The sequence below is a fragment of the Streptomyces asoensis genome (genome assembly GCF_016860545.1).
GTDB lineage: Bacteria > Actinomycetota > Actinomycetes > Streptomycetales > Streptomycetaceae > Streptomyces > Streptomyces asoensis.
Genome location: NZ_BNEB01000005.1, coordinates 760258 through 786030 on the forward strand (window position 1 = coordinate 760258; position 25773 = coordinate 786030).

A 25773-nucleotide genomic window follows, 5' to 3' on the forward strand; every position below is an offset into this window, starting at 1 on the left:
TTGGCTCTCATGCACCCTGACGCCCCCTCGGCCCGCCGCCCGGGCCGCTGCTGGACGATCCGTGTGGTCGGGCACCGGGACCGCACCGCGTCGGTCACCTGCTCCTCGGCGTGCGTGATGCCGGCGCGTTCCCGCGACATCGCCGCCCTGCGCCGCTTCGCGGAGGCCCACGCGGCCGCGCACGCCCGAGCGGCGGCGGTGCATCACGACGCCTCCTGCTGGTGCCGCCGCGAGCGGTGCGCGCTGCACGAGGGCACCCGGGTCGCCTGCGCGGGGACGGTCGTCCTCGTCCTGCGGCACGACCCCGCGGTGGGTCAGGTGTGGACGCTCAGCGAGGTCTGTGCCGCGTGCGCCGCGCTGCTGCCGCACGCGCGCGTGCTGAGCCGGGCGGCCCCGCCGCCGCCCCGCGGCCCGGGAACGGGCCCCGGCGCGGTCACGGGCAGGGGTGCCGAGACCGCGCAGGGCGCGGGCACGGGTCCGGGGCCGGGCCGACCGGCTCCGTCAGGTCCGGCGGCGCCGACGGTCGGGCCGCCGCGTCTGGTGCCCGGAGGGTTCAGCGCGCCCTCCACGGGGGTCGGCGCGGGCCCGGAACGGAGCGGCGCCCGACGGCGCGGACCCGGCGGCCGGCGAGGCCGCACCACGGGGGCGTGACCGCTTCTCCTCTACGCCGCCGCCCGGGACGGACCGCGTGACCGGACGGCGCGCCACGGCCGGGCGCCCGGCCGACCGCAGCCGGACGCCGGCACGCGCGAAGGCAGCGCGCGCAAGGACCGCATGTACGAAGGCGGCGCGCGAAGGCCGTCGAGCCGTCCGGGCCTGTTCAGGGCCGGTGGCGGGACTGCGGCGGGATGCGCAGCGGCAGCGCGCCGAGGATCCGGCCGCGGGACTGCGGTCGCGCGGGCGGTTCACCGCGGCGGGAGACGGGCAGGCCGTCCGCCGGCCGCCCCGCCACCAGTTCGCCGATGCGCCTGCCGCTGTACCGTCCCTCCAGGTGCAGACGGCCGATGTCGGTCCGCTCGTCCGCGAGCAGCGTCAGGACGGCGCGCGGTCCGGCCGCGTACGTCGCCAGGTAGCCTCCGGCGCCGTGCACCAGCAGCTCACGGAACTCGCCGCGGGCCGCGAGGTCGACCATCCGCCGCCCCACCCCGAGCGCCGCCGCCGTGAGCGCGGCCAGCCCTTCCGACTGCCCGTCCGGCAGGTCCTGGGCGAGGACCAGCCCGTCGGCGCCGGCCGCCAACGCCCCTGTCAGCAGCGGCAGTCGGGAGCGCAAGCTGTGCAGTTCCCGCAGAACCTCGGTCTCGACGGCCATGACCGTTGTCCCTTCGGCGCGTTGTCGACTGTGACGGATCAAGTGCGGTGCGGCGCGCGGTGGTTCCGGTGCTTCTGAGGTTACGGAAGGCGGCGGCCGGAAGTGACGGCTTCGGCATTTTCCCCTGGAACATGCCGCCGCGGCGGTCTTCGCCGCGGCGCTCGCGCGCGGGACGGCCCGGCGGCCGTGCACGAGCCGGGGCGGGACACACGTCCGCGCGCAACGGCGGGCGCGCGGACGGCTCGTAATCTGGTCGCGTCCCGTCACCGTGGAAGGGGAGTGCGCTCGTGCCGCCGTACCAGGCAGGAGCTTTTGGCCGGGCCGCACCGTGCCGCCGGCCCTGAGCGTCCCCGGCGGCCGGAGCCGTCCGGGGCCCGGCAGGCACTCTCGCCCGGTGAGCGTGCGGGAGCTGCGCGGGGGCGCACGCATGGTGCTGTGCGCCTCGGTGTCGTGGTACCTGGCGGTCGAGCTGCACATCGACAGCGCCCCCGTCGCCGCCGTGCTGCCGGCGGTGTTCACCCTGGCCGGGATCCCGCTGTGGGCGCCCCGGCTCGGCTTCTACCGCCTCGGCGGTGTCCTGCTGGGCGTGGGCATCGGGGCGCTCGCGCTGCGCTGGCTCCCCGTGTCCGTCCTCTCCCTCGCTCTCGTGGTGAGCGTCGGGTACCTCGCCGGTCTCCTGCTGCGGATCGACGGCGCGCCCAGCCCGCAGGTGGTCGTCAGCGCCGTGCTCGTCTTCGGTGTGCCCGTCGCCGGCTATCCCGAGCAGCGTCTGCTGGAGAACCTGGTGGGGATCGCGGTGGTCGTGCTCCTCGGCCCCCTGCTGTGGCCGCCCGACCCCTGCGCCATCCTCTCCGGCAGGCTGGACGCCTACCGCGAGCGCCTCGACCGGCTGCTGCGGCGGCACGGCGTCCAGGGCGCTCCGCCTGCGGCCGACCGGGATGCGGGGACGGCCGAGGACCTGTGGCAGCAGCCGCGCGATCTGGGACGGGATCTGCGCCGGGCCCGGCAGGCCCTGCGCTGGAGCGTCCTCCTGCGCCGTTCGGCCCCGGCGCTGGAGGAGGTCGGCCACCGGATTCACCTGGCAGAACGCACCGCGGCGCCCTTGCACTGCCTCACCGCGCACCTGCGCCTCGCGGACGACCGCGACCCGTTCCCGGACGCGGTGCGGCACGCGCTGGTCGGCGCGCTGGCCGGCGCCGATCCCACGGAGCCGATCGCCCGGGCCCGGGCGATCGGCCGGCGAAACGAGCCCGCCGCTCCCGGTACGCAACCCGACCTGGTGCACGGCATCCTGCTGCTGGTCCTGGACACGCTCGACGAGTACCGCCGGGCGCACTTCCCCGGCCCGTGACCCCGGGGCGGAGCCGATCTCCGTATCCGCGTGCGCCCCCGGACGAGGCTGCGTACCGTGCCGGGGATGGACGCGAGGTTCACGGGGCGCTCCGGCCGCCGTCGCCGGACGACGGCGGTACGCGCGCGGGGCACGGGCCCGGTGGTGGGGACGTGAGGCCGTGGCGGTGGAGCGCCGCCGAGCTGGTGAGGGGGCTCCGACCCTGGCAGCGGCTCGTGATGTTCGGGTGCCTGTGCGCGCTCGTGGTGCCGTTCTGGTTCGCCGCGCAGAACGTCCACCGGTTCACCTCCGGACACCGGACGAAGACGGAGGGGACGGTGTACTGCGCGTGGGACGGCCCGTGCCGGGGCGCGTGGCTGCTGCCCGGCCGACAGCAGGGCAGCGGGGAGATCGAGGGCCTGACCTTCGCGGCCGACGAGGAGGGCCTGCTGGACATACCGCTCTTCGCGGGGCGGGACTGGGCCGTCACCGACCGCTCCGGCCTGCTGGCCCGCGCGATCGTGGAGGCCCTCTTCGGCGCGATCGGGATGGTGGTGGTCCTCTGGATCGCCTGGGCGAGGTCCTAGCCGTGCCGACGCCGGAAGACGGGCCCGCCACGCGGACCGGACGCGAGGGCCGGGCAGGCGGACCGGACGCGAGGGCCGGGCGCGAGGGCCGTACACGCGGACCGGCGGGCCGGCGGACCGGGCGGGAAGGTCTCGCACGGGCACGTTCTCAGGCGGGCACATCGAGCCGGAGCAACGCGGCCGTGCCGGTGCGGGGCAGGGAGACGGTGAGGAGTCCCCCGGCGGCGTCCCATCGCACGGCGGCGCCCGACGGGCCGCAGTGGAGGACCTCGGGCGTCAGGTGAACGCCGCGCAGGTGCGGCAGGGGAAGCGTACGGCTGCCGCTCCCCGGGGCGCCGGGTCCGGCGGCCCTGCGCCACACCGTCAGGAACGTGGCCGTCCGGCCGCGCAGTCCGTGGGCGATCCAGGCGTCGTCCCACTTCGGCAGTCCCAGGGGCCACACCGGGTGCGCGGAGGCGATCTCGTGCCGGACGTCCTTGTAGACGCGCACCGCGCGCCGCACCAGGCCGAACTGTTCGTCGCTCATCCGGTCGAGGAAACCGGAGAGATGGACGCGGCCCAGGAGTGCGCCCGCGAGGGTGAAGGCGATCTCGTCGAGGCTCTGGTCGGGCTGGGGGTAGGCCCAGACGCCCGCCTGTTCCGGGGTCACGGCGGTGGCGGCCGAAGCGGCGATCGGCGGGTAGCGCAGCGGATCCTGCTGATCGCTGGTGGACTGCACCTGCGCCACGGCCAGTTGCGCGTAGTCCATGCGCAGCCCGCCCGACCCGCAGTTCTCCAGGACGAGACCGGGGTGCCGTACGAGCAGCGAGGCCATCCAGTCCAGGTGGGCGCGGTGGTGGCCGAGCAGTCCGGCGCCCGGGCTCTCGGAGCCGTTCTCCGTACCGGGGCCGGCGTTGATGTTGTAGTCGAGTTTGAGGTAGCCGACGCCCCACTCGCCGGCCAGCCGGTCCACCACCCGGTCGAGATGGGCGCGGGCGGCCGGGTGGCGCAGGTCCAGGTGGTGCCGCCCGTGTTCCGTGACGCGCAGCCCGCCGCGCCGGAAGAACGCCTCGTCGGGCAGGGTGCGGGCCAGCGGGCTGCGGACGCCGACGACTTCGGGTTCGAGCCACAGACCAGGGGTCATGCCCTGCCGCCTGATCGCGTCCAGGACCTCGTGCACACCGCCGGGAAAACGGCCGGGGGCGGGCTCCCAGGCGCCCACGGAGTCCCACCAGCCCTGGGCGTCGTCGTCGTACCAGCCCGCGTCGATCACGAAGACCTCGGCGCCGGCCGCGCCCGCCGCCTCGACGAGGGGGAGCAGCTTCTCGGTCGTCGGGTCGCCCATGAGGGTGTTCATGTAGTCGTTGTAGATCACCGGGAGCTCGCGGTGATCGGGATGGTCGTGGCGGATGCCTCGGCGGTGGTCGGTGAGGATCCCGAAGGCCGCGTCCAGCCCGCCGGTCCGGGTCCGCACCAGCACCGCGGGCACGGTGGTGAACTCCTCACCGGGGGCGAGGACCTGGTGCCACTGGTGGTGGGCGTCGTCGGGGCCGGACAGGGCCAGGTAGGCGCACCCCTCGCGTTCACCGGTCTCGAAGCGCCAGCCCGCGCCGGACTCGATCTGCCACAGCCAGGCACCGCCGTCCCGGTCGGTGAGGGCGCCCATCGGCAGGTGCCTGCCGGTCGACCAGCTGCCCTGCGAGTACCGCTCGAAGCAGCCGCGGCCCTCGTGCCCGTGGGCGGAGCGGTTCAACGGCACGACCTCGTCACGGTACGGGGACCGCCGCCACCGGCATTCGGCGAGCCAGTCGTTGTCCGCCCAGTGCAGGGTCAGGCCGTCCAGGGTGCCGTCGGCGCCGGTCATGCCGCCGAGGGTCAGGGTGGTCACGCCCTCCAACCGGACCGGAGCGCCGCCCTCGTTGACCAGCCGCACCCGGGCCCGAAGAAAACCACCGCTCCCGTCCCCGACACCCGGCCCCCGCCCCGCCGCGCCCTCGTGCGCGCCCGCGCTCCCGCCCCGTTCGAGCGTGACCTCGGCGGCGAGGCCCGTCACCGCGTCGGCGAGGCGGATCGTCGTCCGCTCCAGGCCGCCGTGCCGAACGGTCTCGTGGCCGCGCAGCGCCAGGCGGTCGCCCAGGGCCGTCTCGATGGAGCGTTCGCCCGACCACAGGCGTCCGTGGCCCGTGGCGGTGACCTCGACGAGGGGGACGAGACAGTCCCAGTCCCGGTCGGGTCCGCCGAGCCGCACCGCGCCCGTGGCGCCGACGAGGGCGTGCAGCCCGAGCTCCGGGCACGACCAGATAGGGGACGGTGGCCTCTCGCCCGCGGTGGCGGCCAACGGGTCTCCCTCCGCGGGGTCCGTGCGATGACGCTCACGATCCTGCCACGCATGTGACCGGTCACACAAGACACCGTCCGCGTCCCGTCGGCCGTGCCCCGCCGGCCGGGACCGGCGACGGGGCACGGACGTGCGGCCCACCGGACGGGGCCGCACGAAGGGCCGCGGACAGCCCGCGGACAGGGCCCGCCCCTGTGCGGATGGAGAGCGGGTCCTGTCCGCACGGGTCCGATTCTCGGCTCCCCCGGCGGGCACGCCCACGGGTGCGCGGACGACGGCCGTGGTGAACGGGGCGCGCACCGTGCGGGACGCGCACACCCCGTACGAGTGGCGTCCACCCCGTGCGGACGACGGCCCGATCCGGGGGCGTGACGCGTGCCGCGCCGGGGAAGGTGCACCGCGGCAGGGCGCCCCCGGGTGCCCGGACCGCCGCCCCGACCGACCGCGCACGCCCCGCGGCGGGCGATACTGGCCTTCGCACCTGTCGCCGCGTCGTCACGGCCCTCACGAATGGACTCATGCACATCTCCGCGACCGTTTCGCCCACGACACCGTCCACGGTGTGGCAGACCCGTGGCCGTCACACCGGCCCCACCGCGCCGGACGTCCTGCGCAGGCACCTCCGGGCGCTCAAGGACGCCGGGACCCTCCAGGACTTCAAGGAGCTGCCCGACGCCGACACCCCGGAGGGGGAATCGGCCTTCGAAGCCCGGTGGCCGGTCGCGGAGGAGATCACCGTCCGTGCCCGGCTCCGGCTCGCCGAGTGGTCGGGCTCCGGCCAGGAGTGGACGCTGACGGCGGAGGCGGAACGTCCGTGGGACCAGCGCTGGCCGTCGCCCGCCGGCATGTTCTGGCCCTGGGAGGCGGACACCCCCTGGGGCCAGGAGACCGTCACCGGCGAGCGTTTCCTCACCGCCAATCCGCTGCCGGCCGACGACAAGGAGCTGCGGCGCGCGCTGCGGGCCGCACTGCGGGACACCTGGACCGTCCATGTCGTCGTCCATGAGGCCATGACGCCGGACGAGCGCGGCCGCCGGTCCCTCGTCCCGCTGCTGCCGCCCGGCCTGCACCACCGGGTCGTCGAGCACCGCGCGGCCCCGCACCAGCTGCGCACCGTGAACTGGGCCCTCAAGGACAGCGGGGTGGAGGTGCCGCGCGGCGGGGCGCTGGTGCTGCCCGGCGCTCCCGCTCCGGCCGACTACGACGCCGCCGCGTTCTCGGTGCGCAGCGTCTTCCTCGACGGCACCCACCCCACCGAGCTGCTGGAGGCCGTACGGCGCTTCGCGGCCTTGCCGAGGCCGCTGCCGGAGGGGGCCGACGCCGCGCTCACCGCCCTGCGGGAGGAGTGGCAGCTGCTGACGCTGGAGGAGGAGCTCGCCCGCGAACGCAAGCTGGTGGTGATGTACAAGGAGGCGCTGGAGGCGATGACGGAGTCCCGGGACCTGTACCGGGAGGCCGCCGAGCACGCCCACGAGGCGCTGGCCGCGTACCGGGAGGCGGCGGCCGAGGCGGGCGAGCCGCGGCAGGCGCCGGCCCGCAAGGCGGGCTCGCCGTTCCAGCAGCTGGGCCGGACCCTGGAGCGCTTCCGGGAGACGACGAAGGGCCTGCTGCCGTCCGGGCCGCCGGTCTCCGCCGCCACGGGCGGGTCGCCGGACCGGGACGGCGCCTCCGGCCCGCACGACGTGACCGGAGAGGCCGAGGCACCCGTGCCACCGGAGGCACCCGAGGGGACCGACACGGGCGACCGGGCCGAGCCGGCCGGGAGGACCGGGGTGAGCGACCGGTAGGCGGCCGACGGACGCCGGTGCCCGAATTGCCGGGTTCCGGGACGTGTCATCCGTCCCGCTCTGGATACGCGGTCATCACGGCACCACGGACCGCCCCGGAAGGGACCAGCACATGGGCAGCGAGCACGGCCCCCGGCCGGCGCCCCACCGCTCCGGCACGACCCTGCGCGTCAACGGCAAGCCGCACACCCTCACCGTCGACCACCGGCGGGTGCTGCTGGACGTCCTGCGGGAGGATCTGGACCTCACGGGGGCGAAGAAGGGCTGCGACCACGGGCAGTGCGGCGCGTGCACGGTCCTCGTGGACGGGCGGCGCGTCAACAGCTGCCTCCTGCTCGCCGTCGCGCTCGACGGCTGCGACGTGACCACCGTGGAGGGCCTGTCAGATGCCGGTGAGGAGCCGCATCCGCTCCAGCGGGCGTTCCTCGAACGCGACGCCTTCCAGTGCGGGTACTGCACGCCCGGACAGCTGTGCTCGGCGGTCGGCGCGCTCGCCGAGGCGCAGGCGGGTCATCCCTCGCAGGTGACGGACCCGGCGGCGCCGCCGGGACGGCCCGTGGCACTGGACCGCGACGAGATCCGGGAGCGGCTCAGCGGCAATCTCTGCCGCTGCGGCGCGTACCCGCGCATCGTCGACGCCGTCGAGGACGTGAGCGGGGCGGGCGGCGCATGACCGGGCCCGGGGTCCGGGTCCACGACCAGGGCGACCAGAGGACGTGATCCGGTGGACACCTTCGCCTATGTACGGGCCGGCACCCTCGCGGAGGCCGCCGAGGCCTTCGCCGCGCACCCGGGGGCACGCTACCTGGGGGGCGGCACCAACCTCGTCGACCTGATGAAGCTCGGGGTGGAACGGCCGTCCGCCCTGGTCGACGTCACCCGGCTCCCGTTGGGCGAGGTGACGGAGCTGCCGGACGGGTCGCTGCGGATCGGCGCCCTGGTGCGCAACAGCGACCTGGCGGCCCACCCGCACGTGAGGGGCCGCTACCCCGTCCTGTCCCAGGCGCTCCTCGCGGGCGCCTCGGGCCAGCTGCGCAACGCCGCCACGACCGGCGGGAACCTGCTCCAGCGCACCCGCTGCCCCTATTTCCAGGACGTCTCCAAGCCCTGCAACAAGCGGGAGCCGGGCAGCGGCTGCTCCGCGCGGGACGGTGTGCACCGCGACCATGCGGTGCTCGGGCACTCCGAGCGGTGCATGGCGACTCATCCGTCGGACATGGCCGTGGCGCTGGCCGCGCTGGACGCCGAGGTCGAGCTGTACGGCACGGGCGGGGTACGCCGGGTGCCGGCGGCCGGGTTCCACCGGCTGCCGGGCGACGAGCCCGAGCGGGACACCGTGATCGAACCCGGCGAGATCGTCACGGCCGTTCTGCTGCCGGCCGGCCCGGCCGGGCTGCCGTCCGCGTACCGCAAGGCGCGGGACCGGGCCTCGTACGCCTTCGCGCTGGCGTCGGTGGCCGTGGTGCTGGAGGTGGCCGACGGGGTCGTAGCGCACGCGGGGATCGCCTTCGGGGCGCTGGCGCACCGTCCGTGGCGGGCCCGCCGAGCGGAGCGGGCGCTGCTGGGCGCGGCGCCCACCCGGGCGGCGTTCGAACGGGCGGCCGAGCTGGAGCTGGCCGACGCCCGGCCGCTGCGGGACAACGCCTACAAGGTGCCGCTGGCCCGCAACCTGGCCGTCGACGTGCTGACGCGGCTCGTGCCGCGCGAGGAGGACGCATGACCGCCGTAGGCACTCCCGCCGAACGCCGGGAGGGTCGGGAGAAGGTCACGGGGACCGCCCGCTACGCCGCCGAAGAGCACCTCCCCGGACGGCTGTTCGCCCGGCCCGTCCCGGCGGCCACGGCGCGCGGCCGGGTGACGGACGTCGACGTGTCGGCGGCCCTGGCGCTGCCCGGCGTCGTCGCGGTGCTCACCCACGAGAACGCGCCCCGGCTCGCCGCACCGGACGATCCGACCCTGGCCGTGCTCCAGGACCCCGAGGTGCCGCACCGCGGCTGGTTCACCGCCCTGGTGGTGGCCGACAGCCTGGAGACGGCCCGGGCCGGGGCGGCCGCCGTACGGGTCACCTGCGCCGAGGAGGAGCACGACGTCACCCTCGCCGCCGACCACCCGCGGGCCTACGTCCCCGAGACGATCAACGGCAGCTTCCCGGGCGCGCGGGAGCAGGGCGATCCCGACGGCGCGTTCACCGGGGCGGAGGTACGGGTCGACGTCGTCTACCGGGTGCCGCCGCTGCACAACCACCCCATGGAACCGCACGCCAGCACCGCGCACTGGGACGGCGAGCGGCTCACCGTGCACACGTCCAGCCAGGGCACCACGGCCGTACGGGCCGCCCTCGGCCGGATGTTCGGGCTCCCGAAGGAGCGGATCACGGTGGTCGCCGAGCACGTCGGCGGCGGGTTCGGCTCCAAGGGCACGCCCCGGCCGGACGTGGTGCTCGCCTCGATGGCCGCCTGGCACACCGGGCGGCCGGTCACCGTGGTGGTGCCCCGCCGGATGATGCCGACCACGGTCGGCCACCGCGCGGCCACCCTGAACCGGCTGCGCCTCGGCGCGGACGCCGGTGGCCGTCTGACGTCCCTCGCGCACGAGGTGACCACGTACTCCTCCCGCGTCAAGGAGTTCGTCGAGTACGCGGGGATCCCGGCCCGCGTCATGTACGCCGCGCCGCACCGCAGCAGCGTGCACCGCGTGGTGCGGCTCGACGTGCCCACGCCGTCCTGGATGCGCGCGCCCGGTGAGGCACCCGGCATGTACGCGCTCGAGTCGGCGATGGACGAGCTGGCCGAGGCGCTCGGCATGGACCCGATCGAGGTACGGATCCTCAACGAGCCGCGGACCGAGCCGGACAGCGGCAAGCCGTTCAGCAGCCGGCACCTGGTCGAGTGTCTGCGCGAGGGCGCCCGCAGGTTCGGCTGGGCCGGCCGTGACCCCCGTCCCCGCACACGCTCCGCGGGCCCGTTGCTGTTCGGGACGGGGGTGGCCGCCGCGACCTACCCGGTGCAGGTGTATCCGTCGTCGGCGGCGGCCCGCGCGCTGCCGGACGGCTCTTTCCTCGTCGAGGTGAACGCCGCGGACATCGGCACCGGCGCCCGTACGGTGCTCGCCCAGATCGGGGCGGATGCGCTGGGCGTACCGCTGGAGCGGGTGGTGATCCGGGTCGGCAGCAGCGATCTGCCGGCGGCGCCGCTGGCCGGCGGTTCCTCGGGGACCGCCTCCTGGGGGTGGGCGGTGCACGAGGCCTGCGCACGGCTGCGCGGGCAGCTGGCGGGACGTCAGAGCCCGCTGCCGGCCGAGGGGTTGCAGGCCCGGGCCGACACGGCGGGGGTGGCCGACGCCGAAAGTCCGTTCGCGCGGCACGCGTTCGGGGCGCACTTCGCGGAGGTGTCCGTGGACACGGTGACCGGAGAGGTGCGGGTGCGGCGGCTGCTCGGGGTGTACGCGGCGGGACGCATCCTCAACCCCCGTACGGCGCGCTCGCAGTTCGTCGGCGGGATGACCATGGGCCTGGGCATGGCACTGACCGAGGGCAGCACCCTGGACGCCGCCTTCGGCGACTTCGCCGAGTCCGATCTCGCGTCGTACCACGTGCCCGCGCACGCCGACGTGCCGGACGTCGAGGCGCACTGGATCGAGGAGGACGACCCTCATCTCAACCCGCTGGGCGGCAAGGGGATCGGCGAGATCGGCATCGTGGGGACGGCGGCCGCCGTCGGCAACGCCGTGCACCACGCCACCGGGATCCGCTTCCGCGAATTGCCCCTGACCCCCGACCGGGTGCTCACGGGCCTGCTGGAGGACCACCGTTCCGGTTCCGGCGAGCCGTAACCGATCGGAGGGTCGCGGGACACTCTGAGTGACGGGTGGGACGGGGCCCGCACCGGAGGAAGCCCGCATCAAACGTGATCTTTACCACTCCACCGGGCGGCGGGAACGTTCGGCCACCCGGGTGCCGCGCGCCTGTGCGCCGCCTCCCGATGCGGTAATCCCGACGGAAACGGGAATCCGGAAACCGTAGGCCGGGCGATCGACGGACGAGGACCGCGGACCGGGTCCACCGCAATCCGCCAGGAACAGACACCGCGCGACGGACCAATGGGAGGGCCCGTGGATGCGCCAACCACGCTCGTCGTCGTCGCCGCGCTGGCGGCGGTCGCGCTGTTCGCCGTGGCCGCCGTGGTGCTGACGCGCCTGGTCAGAGCACGTCGGGGCCTGAGAAAGGCCGGACTCCCCACCGGGCCGCGCTGGGTCTTCTGGGGGGCCGTCCTGTACTTCGTGCTTCCCACCGACCTGCTGCCGGATCCCGTCTACCTCGACGACATCGGCGTCCTCCTGCTGGCCCTGCGCTCGATGCGCCGCGCCCCCGACGACGTATCGGAGCGCCTGCCCGACTGACAGGCCGCGTACAGGTTTTCACTTCCCCCCGCGCCGATCTCCCCTGCTCCGCGCCCTGTTCGGGGCCCGCCGCCGCGATGATCACGCAGAGTAAGGAAACCAACCCCCCGTTCGATTCGTATAAGTGACTGAAGGACGCACCTATCCAGCACCACGCAGCGGGCCCGAGTGACGTCGCACAGCGGCACCGCTTGATCCAGGCAGTACCGACGAGGGAGAGACGATGCAACCGTTCACGCTCAACTACGCACGCCCTGCGGCCGAGTTGGAGTTCAGCACTCCGTACGCCTATGACCCCGGAATGCAGTTGAACGTTCTCTTCGACGGCCGGATCGCCGCTCGTGACCACGCCCTCCTGAGAGAGCTGGGTACGACGACCTCGACGGCGGGCTCCAAGACCCACTTCGACGACTGAACACGGGCCGACGAAAATGACCGTGCTCATCCTTACCTGTGAAGAGGACGTCACGGCGGACATGGTGGTCGTGCACCTGAACGCCGCGGGCGTCCCCGTCGTCCGGCTCGATCCGGCCGATCTGACCCACTCCGTCGCGCTCTCCGGCGAGTACGTGCACGGTGCCTTCCGGGGCCACCTGTCGTCCGCCGGACGGCTGGTGAGCCTCGACGGGCTGCGCTCGGTGTGGGTCCGGCGGCCCGGCACCGCGGCGGCCCGGGCGGCGCAGCCGTCCGCGTGGCTCACGGAGGAGGCCTCACAGGCGCTGTACGGCATGCTCCGCGGCACCGGGGCACGCTGGATGAACCACCCGGACGCGTCCCGGCGCGCCCGGCACAAGCCCTGGCAGCTCCGGCTCGCCCAGCTCAGCGGGCTGCCCGTGCCGGCCACGATCGTCACCACGTTCCCGCAGGCGGCCCGCGAGTTCGCGGACCGCTATCCGGACCTGGTCGTCAAGCCGGTGTCCGGGGCCCACCCGCAGGATCCGCCCCGGGCGGTGCCCACCACCCGCGTCCCGCCGGGCGCGGACTTCGCCGCCGTCGCCTACGGCCCCACCCTGCTGCAACGCCGGGTCGCCAAGCGGGCCGACATACGGCTGACCGCGGTCGGCGACCGCATCCTGGCCGCGCGCAAGGAGACCTCGCCCGGCGACGACCCCGACGTGGTGGACGTGCGCTACTCGCCCTCGACCACGCCCTGGCGCGCCGCCGACGTCCCCCCGCGCCTCGCGGAGGTCGTCCTGAGATACCTCCGGGAGGCGGAACTCGCCTACGGCGCCTTCGACTTCGCGGAGGACTCCGACGGGACGTGGTGGTTCCTGGAATGCAACCAGTCCGGCCAGTTCGGCTTCGTGGAGGTCGACACCGGGCAGCCCATCGCCCGCACCATCGCGGAGTGGCTGGCCGGGCCGCCCCCGGGCCGCGACGCCCGGCGCGCCGACCGGTGCGGCTCGGCGGCCTCGTGACGGACCCGGCGCACGGAGCGCCCGTACGGGCGGCGCCGCGCGCCGGGTCGGGTTCCGGGCCGCCCTCAGACGGCCAGGGACAGTCCGCTCTCCGCCTCGGCCGCGGAGGCCGTCGCCGGCGATCCCAGCAGGGTGTCGGCCGCGGCGACCGCCTCCCGGACGTCGGACGTCCCCATCAGCACACACAGGGTGTACGTCACGTCCTGAAGCTCACGCGCCGTCTGCGGCGAGTCCTGCTCCGCCTGGGCGATCCTCGCCGCCGCGTACCGGGTGAGCAACGTCCTGGCGACCTTCTGGTCCGGAACGATCACGAGCGCCCCTCTCTACAAGTGTTGGGCAGCGTGTGCCCGGACCTGGGCGATTCATGCCTGCCCGGACCGAAAGTCATCCCCAGGAGTCACGTTCCGGCCACACGTCCTCACGCCACCTGCCCGCCGTGCAGCTCCGTGTAGGCGCCGCCGCGCCGAAGGAGTTCGTCGTGCGTGCCGGTCTCCAGGATCCGCCCCTCCCCCATCACCACGATCCGGTCCGCGCCGCGCACCGTGGACAGCCGGTGCGCCACCACGAAGGTGGTGCGGCCGCGCAGCAGCCGGACCAGGGCCTGCTGGACGAGCGCCTCGGACCGGGTGTCCAGCGCGGAGGTCGCCTCGTCCAGCACCAGCACCTTCGGATCGCGGATCAGGGCGCGGGCGATGGCGAGCCGCTGCTTCTGGCCGCCCGAGAGCCGGGCCCCGCGCTCGCCGACCAGGGTGTTCAGGCCCTCCGGAAGCCGGTCGACGAACTCCAGCGCGTTGGCGTCGCGCAGGGCCGCGCGGACCGTCTCCTCGTCGGCCTCGTCCTCCATGCCGTAGGCGACGTTCTCGCGGATCGTGCCGTCGAAGAGGATCGACTCCTGCGGCACCACCGACAGGAACCGGCGGTAGGTGCGCAGATCGAGGGTGCTCATGTCGGCCCCGTCGAGCAGGACCCGGCCGGAGGTCGGCCGGATGAAGCCGATGACGAGGCCGAGCACCGTGGACTTGCCGGCCCCGGACGCGCCCACCAGGGCGACCGTCTCCCCGGGGGCGACGGAGAGGGTGAAGTCGCGCACCGCCGGGCTGCCGCTGTCGTACGCGTAGCCGACGTCCTGGAAGGTCACGGAGCCGTCCAGCGACGTGAGTTCGGACTTGCCCTCGTTGTCCTCCAGTTCGGGCGCCTGGAGGACCTCGCCCACCGAACGCACCGACTCCAGGCCCTTGGTGATGACCGGGGCGAGACCGGTCAGGGTGGTGGTGGAGTTGGTGAGGGTGGTCAGGAAGGCGCTGAGCATCACCACGTCGCCCGCGGTGACGCCCCACAGTCCGTAGTACGAGATCAGCGCGGCGCCGGTGAGGACGAGGACGCCGATCACGTTGAGCAGGACCCAGGCCAGCGATCCGAAGCGGCCGTTGAGCAGGTCCAGGCGCATCCCGGAGGTGAGCAGGCGGCTCAGCGTGCCGTCCATGCGGCGCAGCGCCTTGCCCTCCAGGCCGTGCGCGCGGGTGACCGGGATCAGGCGGGTCATCTCGGTGACCCGGGAGGAGAGGGTCTCCACCTCGTGCCGGAAGTCCTCGTTGTGGGTGCGCAGCCGGGACCTGAGCCGGTCCACGAGGAGGGCGGCGACGGGGACCACGACGAGGAAGACGGGCACGAACTCGGGGGTGCGCACGGCGATGATGACGAGGCCGCCGGTGAGCACGGTGAGCGCGCCGAGGCCCTGCTCGGCGGTCTGCTGCACCATCTGCTCGACGGTCTCCACGTCCCGCACGACCTTGGCCTGGAGCACACCGGCGCTGACCCGGGAGTGGTAGCCGATGGACAGCTGCTGCATCCGGGTGCACAGCGCGGAGCGCAGGCCGGTGCCCATGCGGCGGACGCTGCCGTACAGCAGCCGCACGTAGAGCAGGTGCAGCGGGTAGTTGACCAGCAGGATGAACAGGATGACGCCGGTGCTCGTCCAGAGCCTGCCGACCGGCTGGTGCTGGACGACGGTGTCGATGATGGACGCGGTGATCAGCGGCAGCAGCCAGATCGGGCTGTGTTTGACGGTGAACACGACGGCCGCCCCGGCGAGGCTGCGCCGGTCGGTCCGCAGGAGGTAGGCGAGGGTGCGGACCGGGTGCTCGCCCCGGTAGCGGTGGTCGAGCGGTCTTTCGTGCGACGACGCCATGGACGGCGGTCCTCCCGGTGGTCGTGTCAGACGGAGGCGTCCAGTGCCGCCAGTTCGCCGGCCGTGAGGACGAGTTCCGTCGCGGCGAGGGAGTCGAGGACGGTCTCGGGGCGGCTGGCGCCCGGGATCGGCACCACGACCGGCGACCGGGCGAGCATCCAGGCCAGGCAGACCCGCTGCGGGCTGACTCCGTGCGCCTCGGCGACATGGGCGAACGGCGCGTAGGAGGAGCCCAGTTCGCGGGCCCGGGAGATGCCTCCGAGCGGGCTCCACGGCAGGAACGCGATGCCGAGCTCGTCGCACAGGCGCAGTTCGGGCTCGCTGGAGCGGAAGGCCGGCGAGAACTGGTTCTGCACGGCGGCCAGACGTCCGCCGAGGATCTCGTTCGCCTCCCTGATCTGCTCGGGGTTCGCGTTGGAGATGCCGGCGGCGCGGATCTTGCCCTCGTCGAGCAGGTCCCGCAGGGCGCCGACGGACTCCGCGTAGGGGATCCGCGGGTCGGGGCGGTGGAACTGGTACAGGCCGATGGCCTCCACGCCGAGCCGGCGCAGCGACGCCTCGCAGGCCGCCCTGAGGTGCGCGGGGCTGCCGTCGAGGGTCCAGCTGCCGTCGCCGGGGCGCAGATGCCCGCCCTTGGTGGCGACCAGGACGTCACCGCCGCGGTCGTGGGAGGCGAGGGCCTTGGCGACGAGGGTCTCGTTGTGGCCGACCTCGTCGGCGCCGATGTGGTAGGCGTCCGCGGTGTCGATCAGTGTCACGCCGGCGTCGAGCGCGGCGTGGACGGTGGCGAGGGACCGGGCCTCGTCGGGTCGTCCCTCGATCGACATCGGCATGGCGCCGAGGCCGATCGCGCTGACGTCCAGGTCACCGATGCGGCGGTTCTGCATGGGCTCGCGACCTCTTCCGGATGCGGGTGGGCAGGGGAAAGCCCGGTGCCTGCCGAAGAAGACCTCGGCGCACCGGACGTCCCCCAGCGTGACCCCGCCGTCACCCGCGGGTCCAATGGAGATAAGCGAACGTATTCAGCAGCGGGGCCGCTGAATCACCGGACGGCCGGTCAGGAGCGGCTCGCCAGGTAGTCCGTCACGCCCGGCGCCCGGTGCGCGGCCTCGACGTCCACCAGCGCCCCGACCGCCTTCGCGTCCGGCTTGAGGACGTAGGTCTCCAGTGCCGCGGGCCGTGACACGTCGGAGAAGTCCTGCGGCGAGCCGAGTCCGGTGTCGGCGTTCTTCTGCGCGCGGTGTGCCTCGACCACGTCCTCGCGCGTGAGACCGCCGGCCGCGCACGCCTTCTTCAGGTCGGCTCCGAGCAGTTGGGCGGCGTTGTACCCGGACAGCACCCCGGAGTCCACCGGGGAGGCCGGGTACTTCTTGCCGTACGCGGCCACCATCTTGCGGACCCCGGGCAGGTCGGAGCTGACCGCGGGCGCGGCGCTGACCAGGTGCAGCATGGCCGCCAGGGCGGGGGCTGCGGGGGTCTTCATCAGCTGCGGCGCGAATCCGGGCGCGCTGCTGACGACCGGCACCTTGAGTCCCCGGGAGGCCGCGACGCCGACCAGGGAGGCCGTCTGGGCCGGGCCCGCGCTGATCAGGACGGCCTTCACACCGGCCTTGGACAGCGCCGACACCTGCGCGGACAGATCCGTGTCCGTCGCCTTGATCTTCTGCGGGACGATCTTCAGCCCGGCCTTGCCGGCCGCCCAGGTCGACCCCTGGAGGGCGTTGGCGCCGTAGTCGCCCTCGAAGTACACGTGCCCGACGGAGTCGCCCTTGCGCAGGCCCTGGGTGCGGGTGAGGAAGTCCACGGCCGCGAGCATGTCGACGTCGTAGGTGGTGCCGATGACCTGGACGGAGTCCTTGCCGAGCAGCGAGGCCGCCCAGGCCTGCGGGAAGGTGAGGAGGTGGTCCTTCTCGATGTCGTCGAGGAGGGCCGCGACCACCGGGGACCCGATGACCTGCGGCAGCGCGACCACATCCGGGGCGAGGTCGGCGTAGGCGGTGACGGCCTTCTGCACGTCGTAGCCGTGGTCCTTGACGACGATCTCGACCTTGCGGCCGCAGATGCCGCCGGCGGCGTTGGTCTCGTCGGCCCACATCTGCTGGGCCTGCACGATGGACTTGCCGAGGGTGGCGTAGGGGCCGGTCAGGTCGGTGAGGGCGCCGAGTCTGATGGTCTTCGCGGTGACCCCCGGGCCCGTCCGGACGCCGTCGGCGCCCTGGGAGCCGCTGCCGCCGTCCGCCTTGGAGCTGCATCCGGTGGCCGTGACGAGCAGGGCCGCGAGCGCGGCGGCGAGGACGGTGGCGGGGGTGCGGTGCCTGTGGTGCGTGCGGTTCACGGGGTGGGCTCCTTGGTTCGGACGGCGGAAGCGGTCGGACGGGCGGTGGGCGGCGGGGCCGGGGAGGCGGGGCCCGGCCGGGCGCGGACGCGGCGGACGAGGCCGCGCAGTCCGTCGGGGGCGTACAGCAGGACCAGGACGATCGCCGCGCCGTAGAGGTAGCGGGCGGCCTCGGTCGGTCCCACGCCGCCCTCGGTGGTGCCGGGTGCCGTGACCAGCGGCAGCTGGTCGGCGTACCGGGTCATCAGCAGGGGCAGCGCGGTGACGAAGACGGCGCCCGCCGCGGCTCCGGCGACCGAGCCGAGGCCGCCGATGACGATCATCGCGAGGTAGTCGACCGAGAGGGCCAGGCCGAAGTAGTCGGGGACGACCCGGCGGAAGGCCAGCGCGAGCAGGACCCCGGCCAGGCCGGCGTACATCGACGACACCACGAAGGCCGCCGAGCGGTGGCGGGCGACGTCGACGCCCATCACCGCCGCGGCCGTCTCGCTGTCGCGCAGGGCCGCGAGGGCCCGCCCGGGGCGTCCGCGCAGCAGGCCGCGCGCGGTCCACCAGGTGCCGGCCAGCAGGACGAGGCCGAGGTACCACAGGCGTTCCTCGGCCCCGAAGGGCACGCCGAGCACGACCAGTTGCGGACCGTCGTCGCCGAAGGAGAAGCCGCCGAGGTGCAGCGGGGGCACGGACCGGCCGTTGAAGCCGCCGGTGACGGAGTCGGCGGTGAGCAGCACATGGTGGCCGAGGAAGACCAGGGCCAGCGTGGCGACACCCAGGTAGATGCCGCGCACCCGTCCGGCGACCGGACTGAACAGGCCGCCCGCCGCCCCGGCGAGCAGGACGGCGAGGAGGGCGGCGAGCGGGGTCGGCAGGCCGGGGCCCGGTTCGCCCGCCAGCCAGGTGTAGCCGTAGGCGCCCACCGCGAGGAAGAAGGCGTGGCCCAGCGAGAGCTGGCCCGCGGTGCCGGTGAGCAGGCCGAGGCCGACGGCGCCGATCGCCGCGGCCATCGAGAACAGGCCGATGCGCAGCCAGAAGGCGTCCAGGTAGAAGGGCAGCGCGCACAGCAGCAGGGCGGCCGCGAGGACGAGGGCGCCCTTGGGGATCCGTTCAGACACGGGCCGTTCCCTTCGCTCCGAAGAGGCCGGTGGGCCGGACCAGCAGGACGGCCACCATGACCGCGTACGGGGCCACGTCGCCGAACCCCTCTCCGAGGACGTGCAGTTCGGACTGGTAGCCGGCCGCCAGCGCCTCGGTCAGACCGATCAGCAGGCTGCCCGCCAGGGCGCCGGGCGGGGAGGCCAGGCCGCCGAGGATGGCCGCCGGGAAGGCCTTGAGGGCGATCTGGCCGGTGGCCCGCTCCAGCCCGGGGGCGGGGAACGCGGCGAGGAACACGGCGGCCAGGGCGGCCAGCGCACCGGCCAGGCACCAGGCGAGCATCCGCACCCGGCTCAGCCGTACGCCCATCAGGGCTGCGGCCTCGGTGTCCTCGGCGGCGGCCCGCAGCGCGAGCCCCCAGGACGTACGGCGGAACAGGGCGAAGACGGCGGCGATGGCGAGCGCGGAGACGGCGATCGCGGCGAGCCTGCTGTCGGCCACGGTCACCGGGCCCAGCCGGGTCACCGAGTCGCCCCAGGGGTCGCCGAGGGTCAGCAGGTCACCGCCGATGCGCCGGGACAGGTCGGTGAGCAGCACGATATCCACGCCGATGGTGACGATGGTCTGCACGTGGGCGGCCTGGGGATCGGGGTCGCCCCGTTGCAGCAGCAGCCGGTCCAGCGCGCCCGCGAGAGCGGCGGTCGCCAGGACGGACACCGCGAGGGCGCCCGCGAAACCGAGGTCGTCGTGCAGGACGGCGATGAGGTAGCCGCCGAACAGCAGCAGCGAGCCGTGGGCGAAGTTGAGCACGCCCGAGGCCTTGAAGATGACGACGAAGCCGAGGGCGACCAGCGCGTAGACGGCGCCGAGGGCGAGGCCGGTGAGGACGCTGTCCAGGAAGGCGGTCATGCGGGGTCCTTGTCGCAGGGGGCGTCCGCCCGGGGGTCGGTGTCCGCTCGGGGGGCGTCCGCCGGGGGGCCGGCGTCCGGTGCCGGGGAGGCGTCCGGTACGCGGGGGGCGTCCGCCGAAGGGGCCCTCTCCGCTTCCGGCGCGGCGGGTCCGTCGGGGAGGGCGTCCTCGCCCGCGGGGGTGTCCTCGCCCGGGGTGCCGAGGTAGGCGCGCAGCACCTCGGGGTGGCGGCGGACCTCCTCGGGGGTGCCGTGGGCGATACGCCGGCCGAAGTCGAGCACCGTCACCTCGTCGGCCAGGCGCATCACGAGGCCCATGTCGTGCTCCACCAGCAGCACGGACAGGCCGAGTTGTGCGCGGACGGCGTCGACGACCTCCGCCATCCGGAGGCGCTCGGCCCCGTTCATGCCGGCCACCGGCTCGTCGAGCAGCAGGACCCGCGGTTCGAGGCAGAGGGCCCGGGCGAGTTCCACGCGTTTGCGGTCGCCGTACGACAGCAGGGCGACCGGGGAGTCGAAACGGGCGCCCAGTCCGGTGAGTTCGGCGATCTCACGGGCCCGCTCGAGGTGGGCGCGCTGCTCGCGCACGGCGCCGGGCAGACGCAGCGCGGTCGCGGCGAACCCCGCGCGGGACAGGACGTGCCGGCCCAGCATCAGGTTGTCGGCGACGGTCCCCTCGGTGGTGACGATGTTCTGGAAGGTGCGGGCCACGCCGAGCGCGGCGATGCGGTGGGGCGCGAGGCCGGTCAGCACGTCGTCGCCGAGGCGGACCTGCCCCGACGCCGGCCGGTACAGGCCCGACAGGACGTTGAAACAGGTCGACTTCCCGGCGCCGTTGGGACCGATCAGGGCGTGCACGGAACCCGGGGCGACGGTGAACGACACCGCGTCCAGGGCGGTCAGGCCGGCGAACCGCACGGTCACGTCCCGCACGGACAGTTCGGGGGCGGCCGCCGGGAGACGTCCCGGGGCGCTGCCCGTGGCGGGGCGGGGGTTCACGCGGCCCCCTGGTCGCCGGCGTCGTCACCGAGGTAGAGGCGCCGCACCGCGTCCGTGCGCGCGAGGTCGTCGGCCGCACCGGACAGCCGGACCTCGCCCACTTCCAGGACGTAGGCGTGGTCGGCGAGGGACAGCGCCATGCCCGCGTTCTGCTCGACCAGGAGGACGGCCGTGCCCTGGGTGTTGATCTCGCGGACCACCTCGGCGATCCGGAACACCATGCGGGGGGCCAGACCGAGCGAGGGCTCGTCGAGCAGCAGCAGCCGGGGGGCGGCCATCAGGGCCCGGCCGATGGCCAGCATCTGCTGCTCTCCCCCGGACAGCAGACCGGCCGCCTGCCGGCCGCGTTCGGCGAGCACGGGGAAGAGCGTGTACACGCGGTCGCGGGCCTCCCGCACCTGTCCGGGGGCGCGCCGCCCGAGGCCGAGGCCTCCCGAGCGCAGGTTCTCCTCAACGGTCAGCCCCGCGAAGACCCGGCGCCCCTCCGGGACCTGGACGACACCCGCCCGCACCGCGGCGACCGGGTCACGGCCGTCGAGGACCGTGTCCCCGTAGCGGACGAGGCCGGCCGTGACGGTGCCGCGGTGCAGGCGCAGGGTGCCCGACACCGCCCGCAGCAGGGTGGACTTGCCGGCGCCGTTGGCGCCCAGCAGCGCCACGACCGCGCCGTGCGGGACGGTCAGGGACACGGAACGCAGGGCCGACAGGGCCCGTCCGTACGTCACGTCGAGCCCTTCGACGTGCAGCGCGGGGCGCTCCTGCGGGGGTACTCCGGGCATCGCGGCTCCTCGGGTCCGTGCCGGCGGGCACGGCGTCTCGGCGGAAGGAGAGCTCACGACAGCACGGCGTGGGAGCGGCGGTACAGGGACGGACGCGGGGTCGCTGCGCGCCCCCAACAGGAGACCCGCAGCCTTGTGCGGCTGCCCAGGCACGCCGCCCGCCCGCCCCCACCGGGCCGGGCGGGCGGGGGGCATGGCGGAGCGCCGGGCGGAAGGGCAAGGGGTTTCGGGGTGAGCGGTGGCCGGCCGGTGCTCGGGGCAGGCAGGCGGGCGTCACGTGCGGCGCACGGGCCCGAGGTACGTCCGGACGGGTCGGCGTCGCGGGCGCACGGGCCGGGGTACGTCCGGACGGGTCGGAGTCACAGGTCGCAGCGGAACCGGACGGGGTGGGCCGGGGCCGGGCTCGTCTCAGGTGGGGCGGGACTCCGCGGCGGGGTGCGGGCCGCAGGCGGCGGGAACCGGCGTGTTCGGCTCACCCTGTCCCGGCGCGGTGAGCCGGCGTGTTCGGGCACCCTGTTCCGGCGCGGTGAGCCGGACGTGTTCGGGGCACTCTGTCCCGGCGCGGTGAGCCGGACGTGTTCGGGGCACCCTGTCCCGGCGTCGCTCGGGCGGCGGGCCGCGGAACGCGTCCGCGGTGAGGGCCGGAGCCGCACGCGGTGGCGGTTCGACGGCCGCCCTGTCCGTCCGGGTGCCGCCTGCCCGGCGACGGCACCCGCGACGGGCGGCCCGCCCCGCGCCACGCGAGGCGTCACTTGGCGCGTCGGGCCCCGCTCCGGCGTCCGTCCGGCCACAGCCGCGGCTTCCTCCTCGCCGCGATGTCCTCGATCCAGCCGGTCGCGAGGATCATCACCGCGATGAGGGGCCAGACCAGCAGGAACATCCAGATCATGTACGTGGAGTCGAGGAAGCCCGTCGCGCCCTCGCTCTCCATGAAGGGAAGCCCGTACGCCAGGTCGATGAGCGGGACGGTGGCCATGATCAGGAGGTTGTGCCACAGGTAGATCGTGACGGCACGGTTGTTGGACAGGGTGATCAGCCGGTCCCAGCGGGCCAGCCCGCGCGGGAGTTCCTGCCAGGAGGGCGAGTACTGGAGCAGGATCACCACGAACCCGAAGGACCAGGCCGCCTGGGCCAGCGGGATGTCGTTGAGGTCCCAGCCGTCGGGTCCCAGGTGCCCGGAGGCCCACCACAGGCCGAAGGCCATCACCAGGGCGGAGCAGGAGACCGCGGCGTAGCGTGGGACGCGCGCGAGCACCCCCTCCTGATGGGCGAAGCCCAGCACCCAGCAGCTGCCGTATACGGCGAAGTCGCTGACCGCGTTGCCGGTCTCGCCGGGTATGGAGACCACTCCCGTGCCCACCACGGCCGTCAGCGCCAGCGGTGCGAACAGGGTGACCCAGGGGGCCCGGCGGAACGCCCACAGCAGCAGCGGCGAGGCCAGCACGAACCACAGGTAGGCCCGCAGGTACCACAGCACACCGGCGGCCTGGACGGCCCAGGTGTTCTCCAGCAGGCCCGACTTGGAACCGAGGTCCCACGGGAACGGGGGCGCGCCGAGCGGGACGACGTAGTTGAGGAGTTCGACGACGCCGAGGGCGCCGCCGTGGTCGGGGTCGTGCAGCGGATTCCAGCCGCCCGCGAACATCAGGGTCAGGACGGCCGCGCCGAACAGCCACAGCGGCGGCAGCAGCCGTCGGACGCGGTCGCGGATCACTTCCCGGGCGGGGCGCTTCAGCGAGCGGGCCATCAGCGAGCCCGCGAGCGCGAACATGACGCCCATGGACGGGAACAGCACGGTGAGCCAGGCCCAGCCGAACAGGTGGTAGACGACCACCCGGACCAGTGCGACGGTGCGCAGCAGATCGAGGTAGCGGTCGCGCCCCGGCTTCCGGGGGGCCGTCGGGCCGGGGGCCGTCGCGCCGGGGGCCGTCGGGGCCAGGACCGTCGTGCCCGGGGCCACAGCCGTGGCCGAGGTGTCCGGGACGGCCTGCGCGGTCCGTTGCCGGGGGACGCCGAACGCCGGCGTCCGCTCGGCACCCGCGTCGGTGCCTGTGGGGTGACCCTGCGTCATGCGACAGGCCTCCGGTCGTAGGTGCTGTCCGTGGTGGTGGCGCTGCCCGCGCCGACGATGTGCCGCTCGGGCGCGGGGCCGACCGGCGCCTCGACGACGCCGGTGCGGCGCAGCTTCTGCCAGCGCAGGCGGCCGCCGGTGAGGGCGGTGATCCACGACTGGAGCAGCACGACGTACATCAGCTGGCGGTAGAGGATCTGCTGGAGCGGCAGGGAGATCAGGTGGGTCATGCGTTCCCGGTCGAGCCGGAAGGCGTAGGCCGCGCAGACCGCCTGGACGGCCAGGACGCCCAGCCAGGCGACGATCGTCTTCTGGGTGGGGCCGAAGACCACCCCGTAGAGGAGGAAGACGTCGATGAGAGGGGCGAGGAGCGGGGCCAGGACCATGAAGAGCGAGACGAACGGCAGTCCCACCCGGCCGAACCGGCCGGACGGGCCGCGCTCCACCAGCGCCCTGCGGTGCTTCCAGATCGCCTGCATGGTGCCGTACGACCAGCGGTAACGCTGCGACCAGAGCTGCTGGACGGTCTCCGGCGCCTCGGTCCAGGCGCGGGCCTTCTCGGCGTACACCACCTTCCAGCCGTCGCGGTGCAGGGCCATGGTGATGTCGGTGTCCTCGGCGAGGGTGTCGTCGCTCATGCCGCCGACCCGTTCCAGCGCGGTGCGGCGGAAGGCACCGACCGCGCCGGGGATGGTCGGCATGCAGCCCAGGACGTCGTACATGCGGCGGTCGAGGTTGAAGCCCATCACGTACTCGATGTGCTGCCAGGCGCCGATCAGCGAATCGCGGTTGCCGACCTTGGCGTTGCCGGCCACGGCGCCGACCCGGGGGTCGCCGAAGGGCTGGACGAGCTCGCGGACGGTGGACGGCTCGAAGACCGTGTCGCCGTCCATCATCACGATGAGGTCGTGCCGGGCGTGCGCGATGCCCCGGTTGAGGGCGGCGGGCTTGCCCGCGTTGGCCTGGCGGACGACCCGGACGCCCGGCAGGCCCATGGCCTCCACGATCGACGCGGTGCCGTCCGAGGACCCGTCGTCGACGACGAGGACCTCGACGGGATGCTCACCGGCCATCAGTGAGCGGACGGTGTTCTCGATGCACTTGGCCTCGTTGTACGCCGGGACCAGCACCGTCACCGGCTCGGTGACCGGCGCTCCCCAGCGGAAGCCGGGCCTGCGCACCCTGCGGGCGTGCAGGGCGGAGAGCAGCAGCATGAGCCCGAACCGGCCGATGACCAGGACGCCGATCACGGAGAGGCCGACCACCAGGACACCGGTGACGTTCTCGGCGGCACCGACGAGGAAGATCCACGCCTTGCCCTTCCACAGGTCGAGGCCGGTGACCGGGGTGTGCGCGCTGGGCGCTCCGAGGGCTTCGGTGAGGTTGTCGAACTCGTAGCCGCGCGCGCCCAGCTCCGGCAGGAACCGGTCCAGCGCCTGCACCGTCTGGTGGCGGTCGCCGCCGGAGTCGTGCATCAGCACGATCGCGCCCTTGCCGCCCTCGGGGGTGGCGCGCCTGATGATCTCGTCGACGCCGGGCTTCTTCCAGTCCTCGCTGTCGGTGTTGTTGACGACGGTGAGGTAGCCGAGCGATCCGATGTACCGGGTGACGGGCCAGGACTTGTCGTCCATCGCGTCGGCGAAGGACGAGTAGGGCGGGCGGAACAGCGAGGTGCGGATGCCCGCGGCGCCCTCCAGCGCGAGCTGGTTCTGCGACAGCTCCCAGGAGATACGTTTCTGCGACTGGAACGAGAGGTCGGGGTGGTTGAACGTGTGCAGCCCGACCTCGTGCCCCTCGTCGACCATCCGCTCGACCAGGTCCGGATAGCGGGAGGCCATCGTCCCGGTGACGAAGAAGACGGCGTGCGCGTGGTGCTTCTTCAGGACGTCGAGGACCTTGGGGGTCCACGTCGGGTCGGGGCCGTCGTCGAAGGTCAGCACCAGACGGTGGTCGGGCACCTCCCGGCTGGCGTTGCGGCCGCCCCGGGTGTCGATGACGGGGCCGCCGTCCAGGATCTCGTCGGGCACCTTGCCGGTGCCCGCCTCGGGCTGGATGCGGTGGTCGGCGAGGATCTCGCTGTGCACGTAACCGCGCACCATCAGCATCGCCATCAGGGCGACCAGCACCAGGACGGGCAGCATCAGGCGCATCGGCAGGCGGCGCCGGGCGGCGCTGTCACGGGTCGCGGCGGCGACCCTGCGACGGCGGGCGGAGAAGGCCATCGGAAGGTGTGCTCCAGGAAGGGACGAAGGCGTGGG

The 25773-nt window shown here is 74.2% G+C and carries 21 protein-coding genes and 1 pseudogene; 10 read left to right on the plus strand and 12 right to left on the minus strand.

Annotation, left to right across the window (positions count from 1 at the left end):
• The first annotated feature begins 9 nt into the window (after positions 1 to 9).
• Positions 10 to 651 carry a hypothetical protein gene (locus tag Saso_RS38820; protein ID WP_189924748.1) on the plus strand — a complete coding sequence of 214 codons (642 nt, stop codon included), beginning with the start codon at positions 10 to 12 and terminating at the stop codon, positions 649 to 651.
• Positions 652 to 820: 169 nt separating this feature from the next.
• Here Saso_RS38820 and Saso_RS26420 read toward each other — a convergent pair whose 3' ends face one another.
• Positions 821 to 1309: a roadblock/LC7 domain-containing protein gene (locus Saso_RS26420; protein ID WP_189924746.1), complete on the minus strand. Its 489-nt coding sequence runs from the start codon at positions 1307 to 1309 to the stop codon at positions 821 to 823.
• A gap of 394 nt (positions 1310 to 1703) precedes the next feature.
• Between Saso_RS26420 and Saso_RS26425 the strand changes: the two genes are divergently transcribed.
• Positions 1704 to 2660, plus strand: coding sequence for an aromatic acid exporter family protein (locus tag Saso_RS26425; RefSeq protein ID WP_189924744.1), 957 nt, complete (start codon positions 1704 to 1706; stop codon positions 2658 to 2660).
• A 185-nt stretch (positions 2661 to 2845) separates the two neighbouring features.
• Positions 2846 to 3226 (plus strand): hypothetical protein, encoded by a 381-nt coding sequence (locus tag Saso_RS26430; protein ID WP_189924742.1) that lies wholly within the window; start codon positions 2846 to 2848, stop codon positions 3224 to 3226.
• A 148-nt stretch (positions 3227 to 3374) separates the two neighbouring features.
• Here the strand turns inward: Saso_RS26430 and Saso_RS26435 are convergent, their stop codons facing one another.
• The gene (locus Saso_RS26435; protein WP_189924740.1) at positions 3375 to 5543 is read right to left on the minus strand and encodes a glycoside hydrolase family 36 protein; all 2169 of its coding nucleotides are present in this window, start codon (positions 5541 to 5543) and stop codon (positions 3375 to 3377) included.
• A 518-nt stretch (positions 5544 to 6061) separates the two neighbouring features.
• Here Saso_RS26435 and Saso_RS26440 point away from each other — a divergent pair.
• The 7 genes from Saso_RS26440 to tgmB all read left to right on the plus strand — a co-directional run bounded on the left by Saso_RS26440 (position 6062) and on the right by tgmB (position 13146).
• Positions 6062 to 7330 carry a hypothetical protein gene (locus tag Saso_RS26440; protein ID WP_229901390.1) on the plus strand — a complete coding sequence of 423 codons (1269 nt, stop codon included), beginning with the start codon at positions 6062 to 6064 and terminating at the stop codon, positions 7328 to 7330.
• A gap of 112 nt (positions 7331 to 7442) precedes the next feature.
• Entirely contained in the window at positions 7443 to 8003 is a 561-nt protein-coding gene (locus Saso_RS26445) for a (2Fe-2S)-binding protein (protein ID WP_189924738.1), read from the plus strand.
• Between the two features lie 51 nt (positions 8004 to 8054).
• Positions 8055 to 9050, plus strand: a complete 996-nt coding sequence (locus Saso_RS26450) for an FAD binding domain-containing protein (protein WP_189924736.1) — start codon at positions 8055 to 8057, stop codon at positions 9048 to 9050.
• On the plus strand, positions 9047 to 11161 hold the full coding sequence (locus Saso_RS26455; protein WP_189924735.1) for a xanthine dehydrogenase family protein molybdopterin-binding subunit: 2115 nt from the start codon (positions 9047 to 9049) through the stop codon (positions 11159 to 11161). The genes Saso_RS26450 and Saso_RS26455 overlap by 4 nt, the downstream gene beginning before the upstream one ends.
• 279 nt (positions 11162 to 11440) lie before the next feature.
• Complete coding sequence (locus Saso_RS26460) at positions 11441 to 11728, plus strand: YkvA family protein (RefSeq protein WP_189924734.1); 288 nt, start codon at positions 11441 to 11443, stop codon at positions 11726 to 11728.
• A 223-nt stretch (positions 11729 to 11951) separates the two neighbouring features.
• Positions 11952 to 12143, plus strand: a complete 192-nt coding sequence (tgmA, locus tag Saso_RS26465) for a putative ATP-grasp-modified RiPP (protein ID WP_189924733.1) — start codon at positions 11952 to 11954, stop codon at positions 12141 to 12143.
• A 16-nt stretch (positions 12144 to 12159) separates the two neighbouring features.
• Positions 12160 to 13146: an ATP-grasp ribosomal peptide maturase gene (gene tgmB, locus Saso_RS26470; protein WP_189924732.1), complete on the plus strand. Its 987-nt coding sequence runs from the start codon at positions 12160 to 12162 to the stop codon at positions 13144 to 13146.
• A 65-nt stretch (positions 13147 to 13211) separates the two neighbouring features.
• Here tgmB and Saso_RS26475 read toward each other — a convergent pair whose 3' ends face one another.
• The 10 genes and pseudogenes from Saso_RS26475 to Saso_RS26520 form a co-directional block, all read right to left on the minus strand.
• Positions 13212 to 13457 (minus strand): DUF5133 domain-containing protein, encoded by a 246-nt coding sequence (locus Saso_RS26475; protein WP_189924731.1) that lies wholly within the window; start codon positions 13455 to 13457, stop codon positions 13212 to 13214.
• A gap of 107 nt (positions 13458 to 13564) precedes the next feature.
• Positions 13565 to 15334 carry an ABC transporter ATP-binding protein gene (locus tag Saso_RS26480; RefSeq protein WP_189924730.1) on the minus strand — a complete coding sequence of 590 codons (1770 nt, stop codon included), beginning with the start codon at positions 15332 to 15334 and terminating at the stop codon, positions 13565 to 13567.
• Positions 15335 to 15360: 26 nt separating this feature from the next.
• Positions 15361 to 16221, minus strand: coding sequence for an aldo/keto reductase (locus tag Saso_RS26485; RefSeq protein WP_189924729.1), 861 nt, complete (start codon positions 16219 to 16221; stop codon positions 15361 to 15363).
• A 170-nt stretch (positions 16222 to 16391) separates the two neighbouring features.
• Positions 16392 to 17669 carry an ABC transporter substrate-binding protein gene (locus Saso_RS26490; RefSeq protein WP_189924727.1) on the minus strand — a complete coding sequence of 426 codons (1278 nt, stop codon included), beginning with the start codon at positions 17667 to 17669 and terminating at the stop codon, positions 16392 to 16394.
• A complete protein-coding gene (locus Saso_RS26495; RefSeq protein ID WP_189924725.1) occupies positions 17666 to 18778 on the minus strand; it encodes a branched-chain amino acid ABC transporter permease in 1113 nt (370 codons plus the stop codon). Before Saso_RS26495 ends, Saso_RS26490 begins: the two co-directional genes overlap by 4 nt.
• Positions 18771 to 19667: a branched-chain amino acid ABC transporter permease gene (locus tag Saso_RS26500; protein ID WP_189924724.1), complete on the minus strand. Its 897-nt coding sequence runs from the start codon at positions 19665 to 19667 to the stop codon at positions 18771 to 18773. The genes Saso_RS26495 and Saso_RS26500 overlap by 8 nt, the downstream gene beginning before the upstream one ends.
• Before the next feature lie 173 nt (positions 19668 to 19840).
• Positions 19841 to 20665, minus strand: a pseudogene (locus tag Saso_RS26505) (ABC transporter ATP-binding protein); the annotation flags it as partial.
• Entirely contained in the window at positions 20662 to 21444 is a 783-nt protein-coding gene (locus Saso_RS26510; RefSeq protein WP_189924719.1) for an ABC transporter ATP-binding protein, read from the minus strand. The gene Saso_RS26510 and the pseudogene Saso_RS26505, both read right to left, overlap by 4 nt.
• 748 nt (positions 21445 to 22192) lie before the next feature.
• Positions 22193 to 23515, minus strand: coding sequence for an acyltransferase family protein (locus Saso_RS26515; protein ID WP_189924717.1), 1323 nt, complete (start codon positions 23513 to 23515; stop codon positions 22193 to 22195).
• Complete coding sequence (locus tag Saso_RS26520) at positions 23512 to 25737, minus strand: glycosyltransferase (protein ID WP_203833562.1); 2226 nt, start codon at positions 25735 to 25737, stop codon at positions 23512 to 23514. Before Saso_RS26520 ends, Saso_RS26515 begins: the two co-directional genes overlap by 4 nt.
• Positions 25738 to 25773: the final 36 nt, after the last annotated feature.

Bases quoted from the DNA above. Each gene is read 5' to 3' on its own strand.
- Saso_RS26515 (WP_189924717.1), bottom strand. From the start codon at position 23,515: ATGACGCAGGGTCACCCCACAGGCACCGACGCGGGTGCCGAGCGGACG.
- Saso_RS26485 (WP_189924729.1), bottom strand. From the start codon at position 16,221: ATGCAGAACCGCCGCATCGGTGACCTGGACGTCAGCGCGATCGGCCTC.
- tgmA (WP_189924733.1), top strand. From the start codon at position 11,952: ATGCAACCGTTCACGCTCAACTACGCACGCCCTGCGGCCGAGTTGGAG.
- Saso_RS26500 (WP_189924724.1), bottom strand. From the start codon at position 19,667: ATGACCGCCTTCCTGGACAGCGTCCTCACCGGCCTCGCCCTCGGCGCC.
- Saso_RS38820 (WP_189924748.1), top strand. From the start codon at position 10: ATGCACCCTGACGCCCCCTCGGCCCGCCGCCCGGGCCGCTGCTGGACG.
- Saso_RS26420 (WP_189924746.1), bottom strand. From the start codon at position 1,309: ATGGCCGTCGAGACCGAGGTTCTGCGGGAACTGCACAGCTTGCGCTCC.
- Saso_RS26510 (WP_189924719.1), bottom strand. From the start codon at position 21,444: ATGCCCGGAGTACCCCCGCAGGAGCGCCCCGCGCTGCACGTCGAAGGG.
- Saso_RS26455 (WP_189924735.1), top strand. From the start codon at position 9,047: ATGACCGCCGTAGGCACTCCCGCCGAACGCCGGGAGGGTCGGGAGAAG.
- Saso_RS26440 (WP_229901390.1), top strand. From the start codon at position 6,062: ATGCACATCTCCGCGACCGTTTCGCCCACGACACCGTCCACGGTGTGG.
- tgmB (WP_189924732.1), top strand. From the start codon at position 12,160: ATGACCGTGCTCATCCTTACCTGTGAAGAGGACGTCACGGCGGACATG.
- Saso_RS26520 (WP_203833562.1), bottom strand. From the start codon at position 25,737: ATGGCCTTCTCCGCCCGCCGTCGCAGGGTCGCCGCCGCGACCCGTGAC.
- Saso_RS26445 (WP_189924738.1), top strand. From the start codon at position 7,443: ATGGGCAGCGAGCACGGCCCCCGGCCGGCGCCCCACCGCTCCGGCACG.
- Saso_RS26480 (WP_189924730.1), bottom strand. From the start codon at position 15,334: ATGGCGTCGTCGCACGAAAGACCGCTCGACCACCGCTACCGGGGCGAG.